Annotated in this window: 18 protein-coding genes; 9 read left to right on the plus strand and 9 right to left on the minus strand. The window is 61.9% G+C overall.

What is annotated here, in order from left to right:
* Nucleotides 1-11 precede the first annotated feature (11 nt).
* Genes B5J99_RS17885 through B5J99_RS17900 form a run of 4 tightly spaced genes read right to left on the minus strand, consistent with a single transcriptional unit; the run spans nt 12 to nt 4,868 of the window.
* Entirely contained in the window at nt 12-2,207 is a 2,196-nt protein-coding gene (locus B5J99_RS17885; protein WP_117353181.1) for a hypothetical protein, read from the minus strand.
* Nucleotides 2,204-3,343 carry an FMN-dependent L-lactate dehydrogenase LldD gene (gene lldD / locus B5J99_RS17890; RefSeq protein WP_117353182.1) on the minus strand — a complete coding sequence of 380 codons (1,140 nt, stop codon included), beginning with the start codon at nt 3,341-3,343 and terminating at the stop codon, nt 2,204-2,206. The genes B5J99_RS17885 and lldD overlap by 4 nt, the downstream gene beginning before the upstream one ends.
* Nucleotides 3,340-4,095 (minus strand): L-rhamnose 1-dehydrogenase Lra1, encoded by a 756-nt coding sequence (gene lra1, locus B5J99_RS17895; protein ID WP_117353183.1) that lies wholly within the window; start codon nt 4,093-4,095, stop codon nt 3,340-3,342. The genes lldD and lra1 overlap by 4 nt, the downstream gene beginning before the upstream one ends.
* Nucleotides 4,092-4,868, minus strand: coding sequence for an IclR family transcriptional regulator (locus tag B5J99_RS17900; protein WP_117353184.1), 777 nt, complete (start codon nt 4,866-4,868; stop codon nt 4,092-4,094). Before B5J99_RS17900 ends, lra1 begins: the two co-directional genes overlap by 4 nt.
* Before the next feature lie 118 nt (nt 4,869-4,986).
* On the opposite strand from B5J99_RS17900, the gene rhmD reads away from it, so the two are divergent.
* From rhmD to B5J99_RS17935, 7 genes are all read left to right on the plus strand, one after another.
* Nucleotides 4,987-6,171, plus strand: a complete 1,185-nt coding sequence (gene rhmD / locus B5J99_RS17905) for an L-rhamnonate dehydratase (protein WP_117353604.1) — start codon at nt 4,987-4,989, stop codon at nt 6,169-6,171.
* Between the two features lie 10 nt (nt 6,172-6,181).
* Entirely contained in the window at nt 6,182-7,030 is an 849-nt protein-coding gene (locus B5J99_RS17910; protein ID WP_117353185.1) for a 2,4-didehydro-3-deoxy-L-rhamnonate hydrolase, read from the plus strand.
* Entirely contained in the window at nt 7,027-7,776 is a 750-nt protein-coding gene (locus B5J99_RS17915) for an SDR family oxidoreductase (protein ID WP_117353186.1), read from the plus strand. The genes B5J99_RS17910 and B5J99_RS17915 overlap by 4 nt, the downstream gene beginning before the upstream one ends.
* A 109-nt stretch (nt 7,777-7,885) precedes the next feature.
* Nucleotides 7,886-8,734: an amidohydrolase family protein gene (locus tag B5J99_RS17920; protein ID WP_245991688.1), complete on the plus strand. Its 849-nt coding sequence runs from the start codon at nt 7,886-7,888 to the stop codon at nt 8,732-8,734.
* Nucleotides 8,731-9,843 carry an L-rhamnose/proton symporter RhaT gene (rhaT, locus tag B5J99_RS17925; protein WP_117353188.1) on the plus strand — a complete coding sequence of 371 codons (1,113 nt, stop codon included), beginning with the start codon at nt 8,731-8,733 and terminating at the stop codon, nt 9,841-9,843. Before B5J99_RS17920 ends, rhaT begins: the two co-directional genes overlap by 4 nt.
* Before the next feature lie 5 nt (nt 9,844-9,848).
* Nucleotides 9,849-11,438, plus strand: a complete 1,590-nt coding sequence (locus B5J99_RS17930; RefSeq protein WP_117353189.1) for a glycoside hydrolase family 43 protein — start codon at nt 9,849-9,851, stop codon at nt 11,436-11,438.
* Nucleotides 11,438-12,592 carry an endo-1,4-beta-xylanase gene (locus B5J99_RS17935; protein ID WP_117353190.1) on the plus strand — a complete coding sequence of 385 codons (1,155 nt, stop codon included), beginning with the start codon at nt 11,438-11,440 and terminating at the stop codon, nt 12,590-12,592. Before B5J99_RS17930 ends, B5J99_RS17935 begins: the two co-directional genes overlap by 1 nt.
* 57 nt (nt 12,593-12,649) lie before the next feature.
* Here the strand turns inward: B5J99_RS17935 and B5J99_RS20080 are convergent, their stop codons facing one another.
* Nucleotides 12,650-12,931 (minus strand): phage integrase central domain-containing protein, encoded by a 282-nt coding sequence (locus B5J99_RS20080; protein WP_425456415.1) that lies wholly within the window; start codon nt 12,929-12,931, stop codon nt 12,650-12,652.
* Nucleotides 12,932-13,068: 137 nt separating this feature from the next.
* Here B5J99_RS20080 and B5J99_RS17940 point away from each other — a divergent pair, with 137 nt between their 5' ends.
* On the plus strand, nt 13,069-13,467 hold the full coding sequence (locus B5J99_RS17940) for a hypothetical protein (RefSeq protein ID WP_162892654.1): 399 nt from the start codon (nt 13,069-13,071) through the stop codon (nt 13,465-13,467).
* A gap of 10 nt (nt 13,468-13,477) precedes the next feature.
* Here B5J99_RS17940 and B5J99_RS17945 read toward each other — a convergent pair whose 3' ends face one another.
* From B5J99_RS17945 to B5J99_RS17960, 4 genes are all read right to left on the minus strand, one after another.
* On the minus strand, nt 13,478-14,377 hold the full coding sequence (locus B5J99_RS17945; RefSeq protein WP_117353191.1) for a hypothetical protein: 900 nt from the start codon (nt 14,375-14,377) through the stop codon (nt 13,478-13,480).
* A complete protein-coding gene (locus B5J99_RS17950; RefSeq protein WP_117353192.1) occupies nt 14,374-16,947 on the minus strand; it encodes a fimbria/pilus outer membrane usher protein in 2,574 nt (857 codons plus the stop codon). Before B5J99_RS17950 ends, B5J99_RS17945 begins: the two co-directional genes overlap by 4 nt.
* Before the next feature lie 29 nt (nt 16,948-16,976).
* The gene (locus B5J99_RS17955; RefSeq protein ID WP_162892656.1) at nt 16,977-17,660 is read right to left on the minus strand and encodes a fimbrial biogenesis chaperone; all 684 of its coding nucleotides are present in this window, start codon (nt 17,658-17,660) and stop codon (nt 16,977-16,979) included.
* Between the two features lie 214 nt (nt 17,661-17,874).
* On the minus strand, nt 17,875-18,441 hold the full coding sequence (locus B5J99_RS17960) for a hypothetical protein (RefSeq protein ID WP_054136604.1): 567 nt from the start codon (nt 18,439-18,441) through the stop codon (nt 17,875-17,877).
* Nucleotides 18,442-19,094: 653 nt separating this feature from the next.
* Here B5J99_RS17960 and B5J99_RS17965 point away from each other — a divergent pair.
* Entirely contained in the window at nt 19,095-19,667 is a 573-nt protein-coding gene (locus B5J99_RS17965; protein WP_162892657.1) for a helix-turn-helix transcriptional regulator, read from the plus strand.
* The last annotated feature ends 462 nt before the right edge of the window (nt 19,668-20,129 follow it).

Raw genomic sequence — 20,129 nt, forward strand, 5'->3', positions numbered from 1 at the left:
GAAGCGAATTTTCAGGGCAGAGGTGTGATATTCTCGACCCGCACCTGCCAGCCTTTGCGCGGAAAACCGGGCGGTTTGCGTGGTGCGCCGTCCCAGCCGGCTGCCATCATGCCGACAGCCAGCAGAAGCGAACCATTTGACGGGAAGTAGGTATCAGCGACCCTTTTGGTACCGATACCATCCGGTCCGCCCGTGGCATGAGGCTCCACCTCGACTCGCGGTGTCATGCCGGTGACTCCCCAACGGTTGTTCAACTGATCGGCAAACAGCCAGTCGACCGCCGCTTCGGGATCCCCGAGCCGCGCTGCCGTCATGGCGATCATCGGGAAATCCCAACCCCAGGTCTGGCGCAGATCCCAATGGCTTTCGACCGCCTTGAGCGTGGCGCGCATCACCGCAGGGTCGATGGCTTGCCCGGGGATCAGGCCAAAAGCCATCAGGAATGAAGGATGGTCGCGGTTGAGGCATCCGGCCGGGGTTGCGTCTTTGCGGCAGCGGCCTGCGGTATCCTGCCAGAATCGTGGTTCGCCAGGAACGGGCAGATACAAGCCATCAGCCTGGGCCGGTGCCGGCAACGCTGCTATCTCGCGGTCCCATTCCGCCTTGCGGGGCAATCCGCGCCGTTCCCGCCATTGCTGGGCGATCGTCAGCGCCCAGCGCCAGTATTCGAGCTCGAACGTCGGATCTCGTGTGGTCAGCGGATCGTGGTTCTCCTGCACCGGCACGATCGGCGGCCCCAGTGCGACCCGCGACGTCCCATCGGGCAAGGGCCAGCTGGCCAGCAGGTCGGCCGTATCCTCGACCAACACTCCATAGAGCGCGGTCGCTTCGCGATCGGAGGTCGCGCGGCGGCGTAGCTCTGCGAGGAAGATGGGATGCGGTTGCTGCCACATGATGAAGGGGTTGATCGGGCTGGGGCTTTCACGCCCTTCCGGCCCTGTCATCTTGGGCCACCACGCCCCCTTCACACCCCGGCTGGTCGCCAGCGCCCGTGCCTGCGGCAGATGCTCCAGATGCCATGCCAGCATGCGGTCGAGCAATTGTGCGCGCCCCCATGTTGCAAAATGTCCGGCGTGCCAGATCGCCATTTCCAGATGGAACTTGCCGTTCCAACTATTGGAGAACAGACCCTCTTCCTGCGGCGGAACGCTGCCCGCCTGGTTGATGCGCGCCAGATATTGCGACAGCACCACCCGGCGTTCCAGTTCATGCGCGCGCGGATCGGTGCTGCCCGAAAAGTCGATGACACCCCCGGTGCGCCAGTAATCGATCCAGGCCTTGTCCGCAGCCTTGGTCATACCATCGAAGGGTTGCAGCGCTGATGCAGCCTTTCCGAACCCGACGGTCGCGACCAGACGCTGCCCCGAGCCGAGGATCGTGAATCGATGCACACCATCGGCGGAGATCCGCCCCCCCGGCGCAGACAGGTTGCTGTCATAGTCGGTGCTGTCGATCGTCCGCCGCACCTGCACCGCCTGCGCCGTCGCCCGGACGATTTGCGTTGCATGGCCTTCCGGCGATTCCCAGTCGGACGGGTCGGGATTGAGCGGTGCCTTCACTCCCGGATAGGTAACGCTGACCGCCACCCGCCCCGTCGCCACCAACGGCGAGCGCACGGAGACGAGCACGACATCGGATGCCGCCGCTACGCGGGTTTCGACCGTCACTGGCGCGCCATCGAACACGAACCGGCTGATCAGGACTCCACGCCACAGGTCAAGCCGCTGGCGGGTGGCGGTCAGATCGCTGAGCACGGCAGCCGAACCATCGCGCCGGGTAAGCTTCAGGCTGATCCGCGCCAGCGAAAAGCGGTGCGGATTTTCCCGCAGCCAGACCAGCGCGGGACGGTCCTTGAGCATCGAGAAATCACGAAACCAGGCATAAGACAGCGTCCCCCTGCCCTGCACCGGCACCTGCGCATCGCCATCGGCGGCGGTCCATCCGCGCGGATTGGCGAAGCTGTGCCAGGCCCATTGCGCCATGGTCAGCAGCGGCGATTGCGGCGCGTAGGCCTCCGGAAACGTCTGCAGCCCGGTGATGTCGGCAGTAAAGCCCAGTTCGCCATTGCCGATCATCACCGGCGCATGCGGGTCGACGCTGGTGAGATGGACATCATGGCGCGAAATCAGGGCCTTGCGGTCAATCTTCGCTTCGGCGCTTGCAGATCCCAGCACCAGGCATGCCGCCAGCAGCAGGCGGGCGATCACGCCAGAATGTCCCGCGTGATCGCCGGAATGTTCGTGCACCCGGTCAACGCCATTGCCACGCGCATTTCCACTTCGATCAGCCCCAGCATATGTCTCACACCCTGTTCTCCTGCTGCCGCGAGCGCATAAGCCCAGGCCCGCCCCAGCAGCACGCCATCTGCTCCCAGTGCCAGCATGCGCACCACGTCCAGTCCGGATCGTACCCCGCTGTCTGCCAGCACCGTCACGCGACCGCCCACCGCATCGGCGATCGGCGGCAACGCCTTGGCGCTCGACAGGACCCCATCAAGCTGCCGGCCGCCATGGTTGGACACGATGATGCCATCGGCGCCATGATCGGCTGCAAGCCGGGCATCGTCGGGATCGAGAATCCCCTTGACGATCAACGGGCCGTCCCATCGCGAGCGCACAAATTCGAGATCGCGCCATGTCACCGTGGGGTCGAAATTGTTGCGCATCCAGCCGAGAAAATCCTCGAGCCCGCTGTTGCTGCCAAGCACCGGGGCGACATTGCCCAGATGGTGCGGACGCCCTTGCAGCCCGACGTCCCAGGCCCAGCCCGGCCGCCGAGCAGCCTGCCAGGCCCGCCGGAGCGACCCTGCTATCCCTGCGGCTCCCGCAAGGCCCGAACGCAGATCGCGATAGCGTGATCCGGGTACCGGCATGTCGACCGTGAAGACCAGCGCCGAACAGCCGGCCGCCCTGGCTTGATCGATCAGGTCGATCATGAACGCGCGGTCGCGGATCATGTACAGCTGGAACCAGAACGGCGCGGCGGCTGCGGCGACCTCTGCCAGCGGACAGACCGACACGGTGGAAAGGCAGAACGGCACGCCCGCCGCCTGCGCGGCGCGCGCGGCCTGCACCTCGCCGCGCCGGGCGTTCATCCCCGCGAGCCCCACGGGCGCGAGTGCCACCGGCATGGCCAGACGCTGGCCGAACAGCTCGGTCGAAAGATCGATCGCCGACACATCGGTCATCACCCGCTGGCGCAGGGCAACCTCCGCCAGATCGGTTACATTTCGTTGCAGCGTGACCTCGGCATAAGAGCCGCCATCGATATATTCGAACAGGAAATGCGGAAGCCGTGCACGGGCCAGTGCGCGATAATCCAGCGTGGATGCCGCGGCAGTCATTGCAGGTTTACGAAAGCGCCACCGTCCACCAGCAGCGCCGCACCGGTGACATAGCGTGCCATATCCGATGCGAGGAAAAGCGTCGGGCCCACCAGATCGTCGGGCTCTCCCAGTCGGCCCAGCGGAACACGCGCCGCCATCCGTGCCCGCTTGCCTTCGTCGGCAAGGTCATCCTTGTTGATGTCGGTGAGGATCGTGCCGGGCAGCACCGAATTGCAGCGAATGCCATGCCGCCCCAAAGCGATCGCGGCGGACTGCATCAGCGAATGCACCCCCGCCTTGGTCGGGGTGTAATGGGTCTGGAACTCGCCGCCGACCAGCGCCGAGATCGAGGAGACCGCAATGATCGAGCCGCCCCGCCCGCCTGCGACCATCGCATTGGCAGCGGCCTGGACCATATGGAACGCGCCATGCAGATTGACGCGCGCAGTGCGCTCGAAGACTTCGGCAGGCATATCCAGAAAGCTGTGAAACGGGCAGATGCCGGCATTGCTGACGAACACATCGACCCGCCCCAGGGCGATGACCGCCTCACGCACGAATCGTTCCGCCTCGCCGGGTTCGGCGACATCGCCGGTGACCGTCAGGGCCTTGCGACCGAGCGCCTCGATCTGCGCGACCAGCGCCTGCGCCGGGTCCTTGTCGAACACCGCCACGTCGGCCCCTGCCCGCGCTGCGCCGAGCGCGATCGCACGGCCGATACCACTGGCACCCCCTGTCACCAAAACTGTCTGCCCGGCCAGCAGGTTCATCTATCGCTCCACCCCAGATCCCGGGCGATGGCTTCCGCCGTCTGGCGGACATCGACCACCAAAGCCTGGATGCGCTCGTCGTCCATATATTGCGCCGCGCTCGACACGCTGATCGCGGCGACGATCCGTCCGCTCGAATCGCGCACGGGGGCAGCGACACAGCGGATGGCATCCTCATTCTCTTCCAGATCGAAGGCATGGCCGCTTGCGGCGTAGGTCTTCATCCGTTCGAGCCACAGATCGCGCTCGATCGGAAAGGCGCCCGCCGCCTGGTCCTGCTCGAACAGCGCCAGCCACCGCGGTGGCTTGTCATCGATCAGCAGCGCCTTGCCCAGACCGGTAGACGTCAGCGGGTGGCGGTCGCCGATACGGCTGCGGATATCGATCCGCCGCTGTCCGGCGATCTTGTCGAGGTAAAGCGCACGGTCGTGATCGAGCACGCCCAGGTGCACCGTATCGCCTGACAGCTTGGCCAGTTCTTCGAGATGCGGCCGCGCCGTCTGCACCACATCGGTCTGGCGCTGCGCCAAAAAGCCCAGCTTGAGCAGTTCGGGGCCCAGAGTGTAGCCGCGCCGAGGCACCGATGCGAGATATCGCCGGTCGATCAAGGCGTTCGCGAGCCTGTGCGTGGTGGACCGGGTCAGCCCCAGCTTGTCCGCCAGCGCTGCCAGCTGGATCGGACCATCGGCGCATGCCTCGATCACGTCGAGCCCCCGCAATAGGGTCTGGCTGCCGCCGGTGCCATTTTTCTGATCCTCAGCCATTGACGTCATTACTCCCATAAATTAGCATTCAATCTCACAATATGAAAGAGGGTATTATGAGGGCTCCGTTAGACCGCGTTGATGATGGCGCTTGTGTGCCCGCCGTGGCCGGTGTCGGTCTGTCGTGATTCCCTTTCCAAAAATCGTTGCTGTTCGTGCGTTTACCGCGCGCGGTGGCGGCGCGGACTATCACGACCAGGGCGCTGGCCACTGGATCGACGATCATATCGCAACGCCCATGGCACGGTACCCCGAATATCGCGCGTCGCGCCAGAGCTTCGGCATCAATGTGCTGGGCACGCTGGTGGTGGAGCTGGAAGCGAGCGACGGAACAGTTGGCTTTGCGGTCACCACCGGGGGCGAACCTGCGGCGTTCATCGTCGAGCGCCACCTGTCGCGCTTCCTGATCGGTCAGAACCCTGCAGACTTTGAACGCATCTGGGACCAGATGTATTTCTCGACCCAATATTACGGGCGCAAGGGGCTGGTCGTGAACGCGATCTCGGCGGTCGATCTGGCGTTGTGGGATTTGCTGGGCAAGCTGCGGCAGGAACCGGTCTATCACCTGCTCGGCGGCGCGGTTCGCGACGAGCTGCAATTCTACGCGACCGGCGCCCGCCCTGACATCGCGCGCGATCTCGGCTTTATCGGCGGCAAGCTGCCGCTGCACCACGGCCCGGCGGAGGGTGACGAGGGGCTCAAGAAGAATGTCGCGCTGCTGGCCGACATGCGCGCCAGGTGCGGCGACGATTTCTGGCTGATGTACGACTGCTGGATGGCGCTTGATGTCGATTATGCCACCCGGCTGGCGCATGCCTGCCACGCCCATGGCCTCAAGTGGATCGAGGAGGCAATCAGCCCGGACGATTACTGGGGCTACGCCGAACTCAAGCGCAATGTGCCCAAGGGCATGCTGGTGACCTGCGGCGAGCATGAAGCCACGCGCTGGGGCTTTCGCATGCTGCTGGAGATGGACTGCTGCGACATCATCCAGCCCGATGTGGGCTGGTGCGGCGGCATCACCGAGCTCATCAAGATTTCCGCGCTGGCCGATGCGCGCGGCAAGCTCGTCGTCCCGCATGGATCGAGCGTCTACAGCTATCACTTTGTCGTGACCCGCCACAATTCGCCCTTCGCGGAATTCCTGATGATGCACCCTGGCCCGACGGAGGTCGTGCCGATGTTCGCCCCACAATTGCTGGGCGAGCCGGTGCCGCACAACGGGCGCATCAAGGTGAGCGCTCTGGACAAGCCGGGGTTCGGGGTTGAGCTCAACCCCGATGTCCCCCTTCACCGCCCCTACTCCAATTGACGAGTTGAACATGAAACTATGCCGCTATGGGCCCAAGGGCTCTGAAAAACCCGGATTGGTCGATGCCGCGGGTCGTTTGCGAAACCTGTCCGGGGTTATCGACGACCTCACGGTCGACGCGATCTCCACGCTTGCAGCGCTCGACCCCGACACCTTGCCGCTGGTGGAGGGCACGCCGCGCTATGGCGTCCCCGTCGCCGGGATCGGCAAGTTCCTCGCCATCGGCCTCAACTATGCCGATCACGCGCGTGAAGCCGGGCTCGAGCCGCCGCCCGAGCCGATCTTCTTCACCAAGGCGATTTCGTGCCTCAACGGCCCCAATGACGATGTCATGATCCCCGATGGCTCGAGCAAGACCGACTGGGAGGTCGAGCTGGGCGTGGTGATCGGCAAGACCTGCCGCTACGTGCCCGAGGCCGAAGCCCTGTCGCATGTTGCAGGCTTTGTGCTGGTCAACGACGTCTCCGAGCGCGCCTTTCAGAAGGAACTCGGCAGCCAGTGGGACAAGGGCAAGGGCTGCGACACCTTCGGCCCGGTCGGCCCGTGGCTGGTCACCCCCGACGAGATCGCTGATTGCCAGGCACTCGACATGTTTCTCGACGTCAACGGCCAGCGGATGCAGACCGGGAACACGGGGACGATGATTTTCCCCGTCGCCGAATGCATCGCCTATGTCAGCCGCTTCATCACCCTGCACCCTGGCGATCTGCTGATCACCGGCACGCCGCCTGGCGTCGGCGAGGGCCAGAAGCCTGACCAGATATTCCTGCAGCCCGGCGACGACATGCGGCTGGGCATCACAGGCCTGGGCGAACAGCGCCAGCGGGTCGTGGCCTTCGACCTGGCAGCGCTGGCGTGAGCGTGTTTTCCGGACGTTTCGCAGGCCGTTGCGCGGTCATTACTGGTGGTGCCTCGGGCCTGGGCTTTGCGGTGGCAGAGCGCATCGTCGCGGAAGGTGGCCAGGTTTCACTGTGGGACAGTAACGCCGATGCCTTGGCCGAAGCGGCGGCCGCGATCGGCGCGGCCAGTGTCAGCCAGGTGGATGTCGGTGATCTGGCCGCGGTCGAGGCGGCGGTCGAGGCCTCGGTCGCCGCGATGGCGCACATCGATATCCTGGTCTGCTCGGCTGGCATCACCGGCGCCACGGCGCCTGCGCACCAATATCCGGTGGATAGCTGGCGGCAGGTTGTCGATGTCAACCTTCACGGCGTCTTCCATTCCAACCGGTCGGTCATCCCGCTGATGCTGGCCAACGGCTATGGCCGGATCGTCAACATCTCGTCGGTCGCCGGCAAGGAGGGCAACCCCAATGCCAGCGCCTATTCGGCTACCAAGGCAGCGGTGATCGGCTTTACCAAGAGCGTGGGCAAGGAACTCGCCGGCAAGGGCATCGTCGCCAACGCGCTTACCCCCGCCACCTTCGAAAGCCCGATCCTGGAGCAGCTGCCCCAGAGCCAGATCGACTATATGCTGTCGCGCATTCCGATGGGGCGGCTGGGCAGGGTCGAGGAATCGGCGGCGATGGTCTGCTTCATGGCATCGGAAGAATGCACCTTTACCACGGCGTCGACCTTCGACACCTCGGGAGGCCGCACAACCTTCTGACACGCGCACACCGACCCCGCAGACGGGGCGGCCATTGAGGACGAGAGGAGCGAGATTGGACCGCCCGCCATTTGTCGATGCCCATGTGCATTTCTGGCAGCTCTTACGCTTGCGCTATCCCTGGCTGACCCCGCCGTTCGATGACAGGGGGCCCAACGGCTCGGTTGCGGCCATCGCCCAGGACTACACGCTTGCCGACTATCTGGTGGAAGCAGGTGGCTGGGATGTGCGCGGCGTGGTCCATGTCGATGCCGGAGCCGATCCACGCGACGCGCTGGCCGAAACCGAATGGCTGCAGGCCACCGCCGACACGCACGGCATGCCCAATGCGATCATCGCCTATGCCGATCTGGCCCAGAGCGATGTCGACGATCTGCTCGCAGCCCATGTTGCGCACGCCAACGTCCGCGGCATCCGCCATATCGTCAACTGGCACCGCGATGCAGATCGCACCTATACCGCGCGCGACGTGACCAGCGATGCTGCCTGGCAAAACGGCTTTGCCCGGCTTGCCGCGCACGGCCTGTCGTTCGATCTGCAATGCTATCCCGGCCAGATGCCGGGGCTCGCTCGTTTGCTGCAGCAGCATCCGGATATCCCGGTGTGCATCAATCACGCTGGCATGGGGGTCGATGGCGAGGCGGACTGGCGCGACGGCATGCAACCGCTCGCCGCCCTGCCCCAGGTTGCGGTCAAGCTGTCTGGCTTCGGCTTTGTTTTCCGGCCGCTCGATCCGTCCAAGGTCCGCGACCGATTGCGCCGGACGATCGACCTGTTCGGGCCAGAGCGCTGCATGATTGCCAGCGACTTTCCCACCGATCGGCTGTTCGGCGGGTTCGATGCCATTCTCGACAGCTATCTGGAGGCGGTACAGGATCTGCCTGACGCGCAGATCCGCGCACTGTTTGCCGGCAATGCCAACCGTTTCTATCGCCTGGGACTGGATCTGACATCATGACCCCCAATCCGCTGATCGGCGTGCTTTATCACTGGCTGGGCGGCTTTGCCTCGGCGAGCTTCTATGTGCCCTATCGCGCGGTGCGCGGCTGGTCGTGGGAAATCTACTGGCTGACCGGAGGGCTGTTTTCCTGGGCGATCGCGCCCTGGCTGTTCGCATCGCTGCAGACCAACGATCTGCTGATGGTCTTCGGGGAGGCGCCCCCTGCCGCGATCATCTGGCCGGTGGTGTTCGGCATGTTGTGGGGCTTTGGCGGGCTGACCTATGGGCTGACCATGCGCTATCTGGGCCTGTCGCTGGGAATGGCGGTGGTGCTGGGGCTGTGCACGGTGTTCGGGACATTGATTCCGCCGCTGTTCCAGGGAGACTTTCAGTCCAAGCTGCTCGACAGCCTGAGCGGCAACATCATTCTGGCCGGGCTCGCCATCACGCTAGGCGGGATCATCGTCGTCGCCATCGCCGGCGCGCGCAAGGACGCCAGCCTGACCGATGCGCAAAAGGCTGATGCGGTGGCGGAGTTCAACTTCCGCAAGGGAATCGGCGTGGCGATCTTCAGCGGCGTCATGTCCTCGTGCTTCGCCTTCGGGCTGGCGGCAGGCGAACCGGTCAAGGCGGTTTCGGCCGCGCATGGCACCGGCCCGTTGTGGACCGGCCTGCCCGTGCTGTGCCTGATCATGGCGGGGGGCCTGGTCACCAACGGCCTGTGGTGCGCCTTTCTGATCCTGCGCAATCGCAGCGCCGGGCAATGGGTGGGACGCTCTGCAGATGCCGCGACGGACGCGCCTGCACCAGCCGCAGCAAATCCTTCCGCTGCAGTGCAACCCGCCATTCCGCTGCTCGCGAATTTCGGGCTGTGCGCGCTGGCAGGGACGACGTGGTATTTCCAGTTCTTCTTCTACACGATGGGGGAAAGCCAGATGGGCCGGCTGGGCTTCTCGTCCTGGACGTTGCATATGGCCTCGATCATCATCTTCGGGACCGTGTGGGGCTTTGCCCTGCGCGAATGGCGCGACGCGCCGGGCCGCATCAAGGCGATGGTCTGGTCGGGTGTCGCGCTGCTGGTGATGGCGACGATCGTCATCGGCTATGGCAACATGCTGGGGGCGTGAGGAACATGCGGTCCAGCCTCGTATACTCGCTGACGCTGGCGCTGGCTCTGGGCGGGGCGACATCGGCCACAGCCACGCCCCCGGCCAACCGGCAGTATGCGAACCCGATCATCTGGGCCGACTATTCGGACCCCGATGTGATCCGCGTAGGCGACCGCTATTACATGGTCTCGTCGAGCTTCCACCTGTCGCCGGGCATCCCGGTGCTCGAATCGGCCGATCTGGTGACATGGCGGATCATCGGCCATGTCCTGCCCCGGCTACCGTTCGATCCCGCCTATGACATGCCCGGGCCTCACACGCTGACCGATGCGATTTCCAAGCCGATCGGCGGCACCCGCTATGCCAGCGGAACCTGGGCTCCGTCGATCCGCCACCATGCCGGAAAATTCTTCGTCTATGTCGCCACCCCGGACGAGGGCATCTTCATGATGACCGCGACTGATCCGCGCGGTCCGTGGAGCGCCCCAATCCAGGTCATCGCAGGACCCGGTCTGGAAGACCCCTGCCCTTTCTGGGACGATGACGGCAGCGCATGGCTGATCCACGGACGTGTCGGGGCAGGCCCGTTGATCCTCCACCGCATGTCCGCGGACGGCACGCGCGTGCTCGACCAAGGCATCGTGGTGGCCGAGGACAGGCAGCGGCTGCCCGTGCTGGAGGGCCCCAAGCTCTACAAGCGCGACGGATATTACTATATCTTCGCGCCGATTGGCGGGGTGAGCACCGGCCCGCAGGCCGTCGGCCGATCCCGCCGCATCACCGGTCCATATGAGTGGCGCGATGTGCTGCTGCCCACCGCCGAGGTCAAAGGCCCGCACCAGGGCGGCTACGTGGAAACACCCTCGGGCCAGGGCTGGTTCGTCCATTTCAACTCGACCGGCGCGTTCGGGCGCATCACCTGGCTGGAGCCGGTGCGCTGGGAAGACGGCTGGCCGATGATGGGCGATGCGTCCAATCGCCCCGTAGCGAGCGCCGCCGCGCCAGATGTGCCCGCATCATCGCCGCGCTTTGCGCTGCAGGCATCCGACGAGTTCAGCGGCCGCAGGCTGGGGCTGCAATGGCAGTGGAACCATAATCCGGACGACCGCCGGTGGTCGCTGGCAGACCGGCCGGGCTGGCTGCGGCTGTCGGCGGGCCACGCGCGCTATCTCACTCACGCGCGCAACACGCTGACCCAGATGCTCACCGGCCCGCAGATGGTCGCCACCACGCGGATCGACCTGCGACGGATGGCCGATGGACAACGCGCCGGGCTGACCATGTTCGGCGTCCGCCCGACCTGGATCGGCGCGGTGCGCGAAGGCGGCGTCACCAGGCTCGCCTTTGCCAGCGAAGGCGTTGAAACGCTGGGCGAGCCGCTCCCCGCCACCGCGCTGTTCCGCGTCGAGGTCGGTCCCGACCAGCGGGCGCATTACAGCTGGAGCGCGGACGGACGGCTCTTCTTTCCCTTTGGCAAGGCGCTGCAACTGGCGCCTTTCTCATGGTGGCGCGGGTCGCGGCCCGGGCTGTTTACCTTCACCCATGCCCCAAGCCCGGCCGGATCGATCGATGTGGACTGGGTACGCATTTCATCCCGCAAGGAGAAGAAGTGATGGTCGATTGCACACGCCGTACGCTGCTGGCCGGAGTGGGGGCAGCGGCGCTGCTGCCGCGCACCGCCTGGGCCGAACCTGCCATCGGGCCGTCGCTCGACGTGCTGGCAGGGCTTTCGGGTCGGCGTTTCGGCTCTGCGATCGGCGGCGGCCATGGCGGGCCGCTCACCCGCTCTTTCGACGATCCGGCCTATCGCGCGATCATGGCAGCGGAATGCGGCGTCATGACCCCCGAAAACGAACTCAAGTGGAGCGTGTTGCGCCGTGGTGGCGCAGGATCGTTCGATTTTGCTCCCGCCGACCGGTTACTGGCCTTTGCGGAAGCCAACGGCATGGCGTTTCGCGGGCACACCCTGTTGTGGCACCACCCGCAATACACCCCCGAATGGGTCGCCAAGCATGATTACGGATCGAAGCCCGCCAGCGAGGCCGCACGGCTGATCGAGGAGCATGTGACCACGGTCTGCAGCCATTATGGCCGCCGCATCCTGAGCTATGACGTGGTCAACGAGGCGATCGACCCGGAAACCGGGGATTACCGCACAACCCCGCTGACGCAGCATCTCAGCCCGCAAGAGGCCGTAGACCTGGCCTTCCGCGCCGCACGCGCGGCCGCGCCCGAGGCCGAGTTGGTGTATAATGATTTCATGTCCTGGGAGCCTGGCAGCCCGCGCCATGTGCCCGCCGTACTCGAACTGCTCGAAGGGTTTCGCAAGCGCGGCGTGCCGGTGGACGCGATGGGAATCCAGGGCCATATCGGTGACCCCGGTGGTGCCAAGAGCGCCCCCTTCGCTGCGCGCGACGAACGGGCGTGGCGGCGTTTTCTCGATGCCGTCACCGCGATGGGTTACAAGCTGCACATCACCGAGCTGGATGTCAGCGACAAGAAGCTGCCCGCCCCGACGGCCGAGCGCGACGCGCAGGTGGCCGACTATGCCCGAGCGTATCTGGACTGCATGCTGAGCTATCCGCAGTTGGGCGACATCGTGCTGTGGGGCATTACCGATCAGTATAACTGGCTCAATGGGCTGACCCCGCGCAGCGACGGCCTGCCCAAGCGACCAACCCCCTATGATGACCAGTTTCGCGCAAAACCGCTCCGCGCCGCCATTGCCGATGCTCTCATAACAGCCGCGCGACGCTCAAACATTTAGCATCATTTTTGCGGCCTGGACTTCAAACCTCGCGCGCCGCCACGCATTGCTGCCGGATCATGCATGCCATAGTACCCCGTGCCGACATACGCGGCTGGCAAACGCCCTGGTACGCACCGCCGTTTCGCGCTTGCCCGCCGTGTTGATCTTCTTGAGCACAGCTAAAAGTTCTGCGGGATCGACCGCGTCGATAGGACAAGGACCGATGGTTAGATCCGTTTGGCCGAATCTCAAGATAGAGGCCATTGTCGGCGAATATGGGACAATCCGGCCGGTCATGGCGGGTAACTCCAATGAGGCCCCACGCGAATATGCGACGCGGTTTCTTGCGCTTGCCATTCAAAGTGCTCTGGAACCGACACTGATATCGGGGCTCGATCTCAATTTGCCGAGACGCAACAATAATTCTCACGGGCTATTAACCACGCCGATAAATCTCCGTTTCAGCAACTACCGGTATCCCGGGGGCGTCGGAGGTGTTTGCCATGCGTGCTAAGTTAGCTGGAACCGTGATTGCTGCGTTCGCAGCGGCATTATTGCCGCTGAACGCCGCCAATGCGTCCTCGTTGGGCATTCAGCTGCGGGTGACGGTTCCAGTAATATGCCACATCACAGATGCCTACGCGCCCAACCCGTCGAGCGGGGAAATCCTGCTGGAGACGAATTGCAACGCCGAACATTATGCGATTTCGCTGGGCGGAGATCTTTCCGACATCGGCGTGGGAGGCGTGTCAGCCAGCCAAGGCCGCGCAGCTTCTTTCGGCAGCCAGTTGAGCATGCAGTCGGATCGGCCCGGGCGAACCGTCATTCGTGTGCAGATGAACGGCGACCTCAGCCAGGTTCGCTCCGCCTATTTCAACATCCAGGCACTCTGATCCACGATGCCTAAAAGGCCGTATAATTGAGCGTCAGGACGTCTCGGTAGGTGCCGGCATATTTGCGCGTTTGCGGCTCGACCCGCAACTGCATCTGCTCCCTGCGCGTGCCGAGCCCGGTGAACGCCCTGTTGATCTGGGCAAGCGATGCCAAATTGACCGGCGTGCCATCGTACACCAGGCTATAGGGGATGTTGCCGAACGCGCTGCCGCCTTCATGCACCAGCGAACCCAGGTTCTGTGACTGGATCGTGATAGCGACCGCCGCGTTGCTTTGATAGAACACTGTGGTCTGCAGCGTCGAGCCGTCGGTGACGTCGCCGAAACTCAGGTCCTTCTGCAGGGACCCGTTCTCGATCACGAACTTGATCGCGGGACGTACAATGATCGTGAACAGCACCGGGGTCGGCAGGCCGTCCCCCACCTGAACAAGCACCGTCCCCTGATACTCGCCGGCTGCCAGGAACTGCCCGGCGCTGATCTCGAACAAGTCGACATCGACAGGGGTGCCGCGCACAAGCTGGCTGCGAGCATTGCCGCTCAACTCGAACCGCGTCGCGTTGGCCTGCGAGACTAGACCAGAATTGACCTGGGTAAACCCGATGGCGTTGCCACCGTTGCCAAATGTGAACGTGCTCGCCGACTGCGGAAAGATGCTAACCGGTAGGCTGGCGCAACCCTGCGGTGTGTCGGAGGCGGCTGGCTGCAGGTTGATCCGGACGATGGCGCTGGTGTTTTCGTTGGGGTCATAGGTCTGCCCGCTCGATTGTCGTGCGGTCAGGACATAGGGGCCTGAACATTGACCTGCCCCGTTACCCTGCCCTTGAGCTTGCCCGGACTGGGACTGCACAGCTTGGACCGGAGTAAGAACACCGACGATCATTGCAATGAACAGAGCAAGCTTCTTCAAGGCATCACCTCCATGGCCTGGACGCCGGATTGAATAATCGCTGCCGCATCTTCCGATACCACGAAATCATAGGTCAAGTCACTGTCCATAAACTCAACCCTGTAACGGCCTGGAGAAACCTGCGAGAACACAGCGCGCCCGGCTGCGTTGGTAAAGAAGGTGTCTGTCTTGCCGGTCAAAAGGTTGCGAACAGTTCCGTAACTCAACGCCACGGGAACACCGTCAGGATTAGTCAGCGTTACGATCACGGTGCGGAAAGCGTCAGAACCGACCGTGATCTTGACGCCGCTGAGCGCTCCCGGATCGCTGATATATTCCCCCGGACCGATATCGTACCCGGTCGGCGCGTTGAGCACATCGACGCGGACAGGATCCGGACGATAACCGGAAAGCTGGGAGATCACTGCCGGCCCTAAGCCGTTGATCTGGCCTGACCGTCTTCCGACACCGCTGTTCTCGATGTCGATGGGCGACCTACGCAGCGAAGGGTGGCGGTTAACCATCACAAATCCACGGCCCGGATTGCGGCCGATCCCAAATTCCCCATCTGCATAGGCGAAACCGGATTGCAGACGGAACTGGCCGATGTTCTGGTTTCTGCCACCGAACGTGCCTCTGGGCTGGACATTCGTGAACTCGACATCGAGATTGACGCGCGAATTGGCAAAACGTGTCTGGCCCGTGAGGCGATCGAAAAGCGGATTGGATTCGGCGATGACGCCATAGTCGAATTCGGGGATCGTGATATCGCGCTGGCGGCGGACCTCTAAGCGCGCCTGCTCCGTTCCAGTGTCAAAGCTGGCGTTGGCGAAGTGGGAGCGGCCAAGCGGCAAGGTCGCCGTCGCCAAAACCCCCGTGTCGGTGCGAGGTCCAATCTTGGCATAGCGCGCAGTGGCCGAAAGCAGCAGTCGGCCAAAACTGACCTGGACGCCTCCAAACAAAGCGCGCGTCTTGTCGGGTTGGTTATAGCGTTCAAAATAGGTGCCCCCGAACGAAATTCCAATCCGTGTCGTGAGATTGATCCGATAATCGGCTGCGATATCGAACTTTACGTTATCGATCACCTGAAACAGTGACAACCGACGATAACCACGGCTTTGATAGTCGAACCGGAAATTCAGCTGTCCGCCAAGATCCGACAGTTGCAACGGATCTCCACGATAAGCGAGGCTTGCGGCATATCCGGTGCTCCCTGTCGCGCGACTGACGCTGATGCCGCTGAAAATTGCGCCACGCAAACCGAGTACCGCAGCGCGCAGGCCGACATTCTGGTAGTCCTGAGCGACGATGAAATGTCCCCCCGCAGTCACTTTCTCGCTGAAACCCTTGATATACTGACCGGTGGCGACAGGGTTATCGGTATAGGCAAATCCGCGCGTAGAAAACCGTCGGAGGGCTCCAGCCGAGAAACTGAACTCGCTGATGCCTTCGGCCAGCAATTCGATGTCGTTGGCCAATGTGAAGCTGTCGATTTCTCTGCGTCCGGTCGTGTCCTCGACAATGATAGAAATGTTACTTGTCAGGGAAAGAGCTGGTATCTGGTTGAGGTCGACCTCACCTGGGCTGGCGTCGATCGTCTGAACAAGCGCGCCATTGGCGTATATCTCGATCCGGGCCGGGGAATCGAGACTGAAGGTACGACGCCCGGTGGGACGGATGTTTCGCAACGGCTGGATGGCGTCGTAGCGCCGTTCGGCTGATACGCCGAGAATCTCAACGTCGCCTGCAATGATCGGTATTTGCGGGACAAGGTCACCGGCAGACAGACGCAGGATCGCGCTTTCGAAATCCTTGAACACGATGATCCGGTTCCGCTCGAACAGCCCGCCTCCGCCTGCAATGTTAAACGTTCCGCCATATGTTACATACACTCCATCACGCCCGCCGACGTTGGCAAAGCCGGCGAAATCGTAGATCAGCCTGTCGCTGACCGACCCAGCGCTGAAGTCGCGTCCGCCGATCAGCGTGCCGGTGAAGCCCGCGGCAAACTCCGCTGGCATCGCACGAGCGGCTGCGGAAAAATCAAACTGGTTGGCTATATTAAAACGCTGTGGCCCTCGCGCTGAAGGCAGAATGGCTAGTACGATCGAGAGTTCATTGGGCTTGTAACTGGCCGTAATTCCCAGTTGGGCTAGATCATCGACGGTCAAGTATTCGCTTTTGCGCTCTTCGAGCGCCAATCTCGTATCGTCATCGATCCTGTCGCCCAGAGCTACAAGCAATGAAGCGCCTTCGATTCCGAGCAGCTCCGTCAGCGTGATCTCCGCCATGATGGCTGACAGCCTTTGGCCTCCCAGCAAGGGGGGCAGGCTAATCCGCGTCGGCGCCTGCCTTGCGTCTTTTTGCGTGGACTGCAAGTCGGGCTCTGGCAGTTCAGATTTGGACGGCGCGGTCTGCGGCCCTATGCGCAGCGGCGTGGAAGCCTGACTGGTCGGCTCAGGTGCCGCCGAAGCTTGGGCGATTGCCGGGGGCGAGGCCAAGTCGATCGCAAGCGTGGTGCCGGCAATCATCTTGGTTATCAAGAATCCCCTTGCCACAGCCGCCCCACTCATGCCCTGAAAATGCTCCATTTCTTATTGAATAATCGAGCTGCAAACTATCAGCCGTCGGCGCGCGACAACCGAACCTTGACGGGAGTTCCATCGATCAGATTATCAAGCGAGAGAGAAAATTCCCGTTCGCTATTTGGCGAAATTATCGGGTTTTCTACCAGATTTGTGAGGGCGTCCCGATCAAGACGAAATTTTTCGTCACCGATCTGATATTCGAGCTGCTGGCCATTGATGAAGGCGAAATCATTGCCCGAATTCGCTACTTTGAAGCGAAGTTTTCCTTCAACAATTCTCGTATTTTCGATAGCTAGTCTTGCTCGAGGCCTGTTGGCCTGAACATACACGGCCACGCCGAAATTATAGGTGAACTGAATGCCTGACTGATCAAGTCGATTGACCGGAACCTCCGTGACCTGGATCACATAGGCTTCGCTTTCGGTGACAGCATCTCCGGTGTACTGGATCCGAAGGGCCTGCGACTGGCCTGCAGCAATCTGCGCTTGCGGAGGAAATATGACGAACTTGTCGTCGGCAGGTTGAAAGGTCTGGGAACCGTCGGGATTCACCAGACGGCGTAGGACCTTTACCTCGATCGGGAGGCTGTCGGTGCGGATGTTGTTGACGGCAATCGTCGCGCTGGACTGACCGCGGGAGGGCTGCAGAAAAATGCGCATCGGGGAGACTTCATATGCGTGGGCGACCGTCGCCATTGCCACTGCAACGATGACCAATATGGCAGCCTTAATCGTTGATGCTAACCTAGCGGGCACCATCAATAAGCTCCTAGTAATGACAACAGATTTTGTCGCCCAATCCAGACACCTGATGCATTGTCGCTCATAAGACCGAAGATGCCATCGTAATGCATGGATCAGGGAAAATACTGAAAAGGACGAGGCATCGCTGCCCCGCCCTTTTCATGAGCATACATTGAAGTCGGCAAAATCAGTTCGCAGTGATGGCGATGGTCACAGTGTCCTGATAGGTACCAGCGAACACGGTGGTGCCCGGCGCATCGTTGCCACCGACAGCGGCCTGCACACCATTGATCGAGAAGGTCAGACCGCCAGTCTGGCCAGCAAGAAACGCGGAACTGGCGTTCAGGTTGGTGATGACCGCAGCCGTCAGCTGCTGCGAGGGAATTCCCAGACCGCTGCCGCCACCATGTGCGAAAAAGAACGGAATGCGGTTTTCAGCAGTAGGGTTCGGTGCGTTGTTGCGGGACAGAAAACCGCCGTTTGCCGAGCTGATCGTGCGAGTAAAGCCAACCGGCGAGTTGCAGCGATAGGTGACGCTGCCTTGGCTGGCGGGGGTCACGGTTGCAGTGGTTGCGACGCTGGCGAGTTCGCCGAAATTGATAGCCACAACCTGGCCTCCTGCGCGATAGGCACCGCAAACGCTACCGACCTGAGCGTTCAGGTTGATGGTGAGATTGGTACCGGCAGTCTGTGCCGATGCGGGGACTGCACTCAGGGCTGCGGCTGCAGCTGCAACCATCAAGATCTTCTTCATAAGACAAATCCTTTTCGCCTACGCCAGGCACCATTGCTTGGCATATGGGTTACTTTTCCTGGGCAGGCTGCGAGACCTGCCTGCGACACAAAGGTAATCGGGGGGGGCTATTGTCGGCATATCCTCTGCATTTTTGGGGAAGGCAGCAGCCGTTAACTGAAATAGTTAACAGCAAAACCTTCACCGTTAATCAGCGTAGCCCCAATGCCAAGCAGATCGCTTCACCCATTTGAGTGGGATTTGCCGACATGCCCATGCAGGCCAAGGTTTGCTTGGTTCGCGCCCGATCTATCATCATCGTTAGTGACATTGAGTGCCGAATAGAGACGATTTTACAATCGCGAATCGCGTGCACAGCATAAAAAAAGGCGAACCGTCCCGCCTTTGAAATATTTTTTCATTAAAAATCTATTAATTTTGGTGTTGGCGCGACCTGCGCAATGCTCAAGACATACGCAGTGCAATATATCCCTGGCCGTGTTGGATGCGACCATACTCTGTCTACAAAGTGCTTCAGATAATCTGGTAGCCTCGCTGGAGAAAATAGACTTGTTTATCGAATTTCGAGAAATACAAATAATAGTGATTAATTTATTCGGACGGCGTAGGTCATCCACGTACAAAGGATGCAATCAGTACACCAAAAGGTGCCAATGACCTTTTCATTGATGTTACCGCTGGTACTGTCGGGTTGGCTTTCGCTTGGCCGCCATGGCCGTCTCATCTGCGACGAGCAGCAAAAGGTGCTATGGCATAACGACCAGCTCGCAGAATTCCTCTCCGCCACCCGGGCATTCAGGATCGACCGTGATCTCATCACCATAACCGGCAAAAAGGAGCAGATGGCATTTCAGGATTTTATCCGCAGCGGAAACGCGGACATTGTCCTATGGCTCAAGGATGAAAACGATCGCCCGCTCTGGGCTCTCCAGATCCAGCGGATCATGACGCCCGGAGTGCCAACATGCTTTGGAATCAGGTTTGCACAGACTGACGACTTCCTCGCTGCCGATTTTCGTCACTTCGAGACATTCTTCAACCTGACCAAACAGGAAGCGCTGATCTGCCGCCGCAAGCTCGAAGGCAAAACAGTGCAGGATATCGTCGAAATCGAAGGTAAATCCTTCGACACCGTACGCTTCCACATCCGAAATATCTACCGCAAGGTCGGCGTGTCATCACGCGAAGAACTCTTCGCCAATCTGCGGCTTTTCCTGTTCAATTGAGGTCGACCGGGACTTTGGAGGCGCTCGTACCAAAGCAGATTGAACACCTTCTGTGGTTGTCTGGATTTCTGGGGAGTCATGCTAACATCGTGATCATCGCAGACTTGATCATCCAACCCACGGCCAACTAGCTAGCCCGCATGATCGGCACCTCCCCCTTGCCCTGTTGACTGGGCTACCATTGCCACCGGCTCGCGTAAATCTGATCCGCAGGCGCGGCATGGGGGCAATGGCAAAGTCAACGTTGTTAGCAGCCGGGTGCCCCTGGAAGGGCCTATGCCCAGTTAACAGCAGCCGTTGAGCGTTAGCTGGATGCCTCAGAACCTGTCAGTCCGTAACCGACCCAGAATGGGTCGTTCACGTCGGCCGACAGGAACGACCGTAGCTGATAGGAGCGGTCGCTTGCGCCTCGACGCAGTCGATCAGCCTTGCGCGGCCCTCGGTTTTAATCAGGTCAAGGCG

The sequence above is a fragment of the Blastomonas fulva genome, from assembly GCF_003431825.1.
Classification (GTDB): Bacteria; Pseudomonadota; Alphaproteobacteria; order Sphingomonadales; family Sphingomonadaceae; genus Blastomonas; species Blastomonas fulva.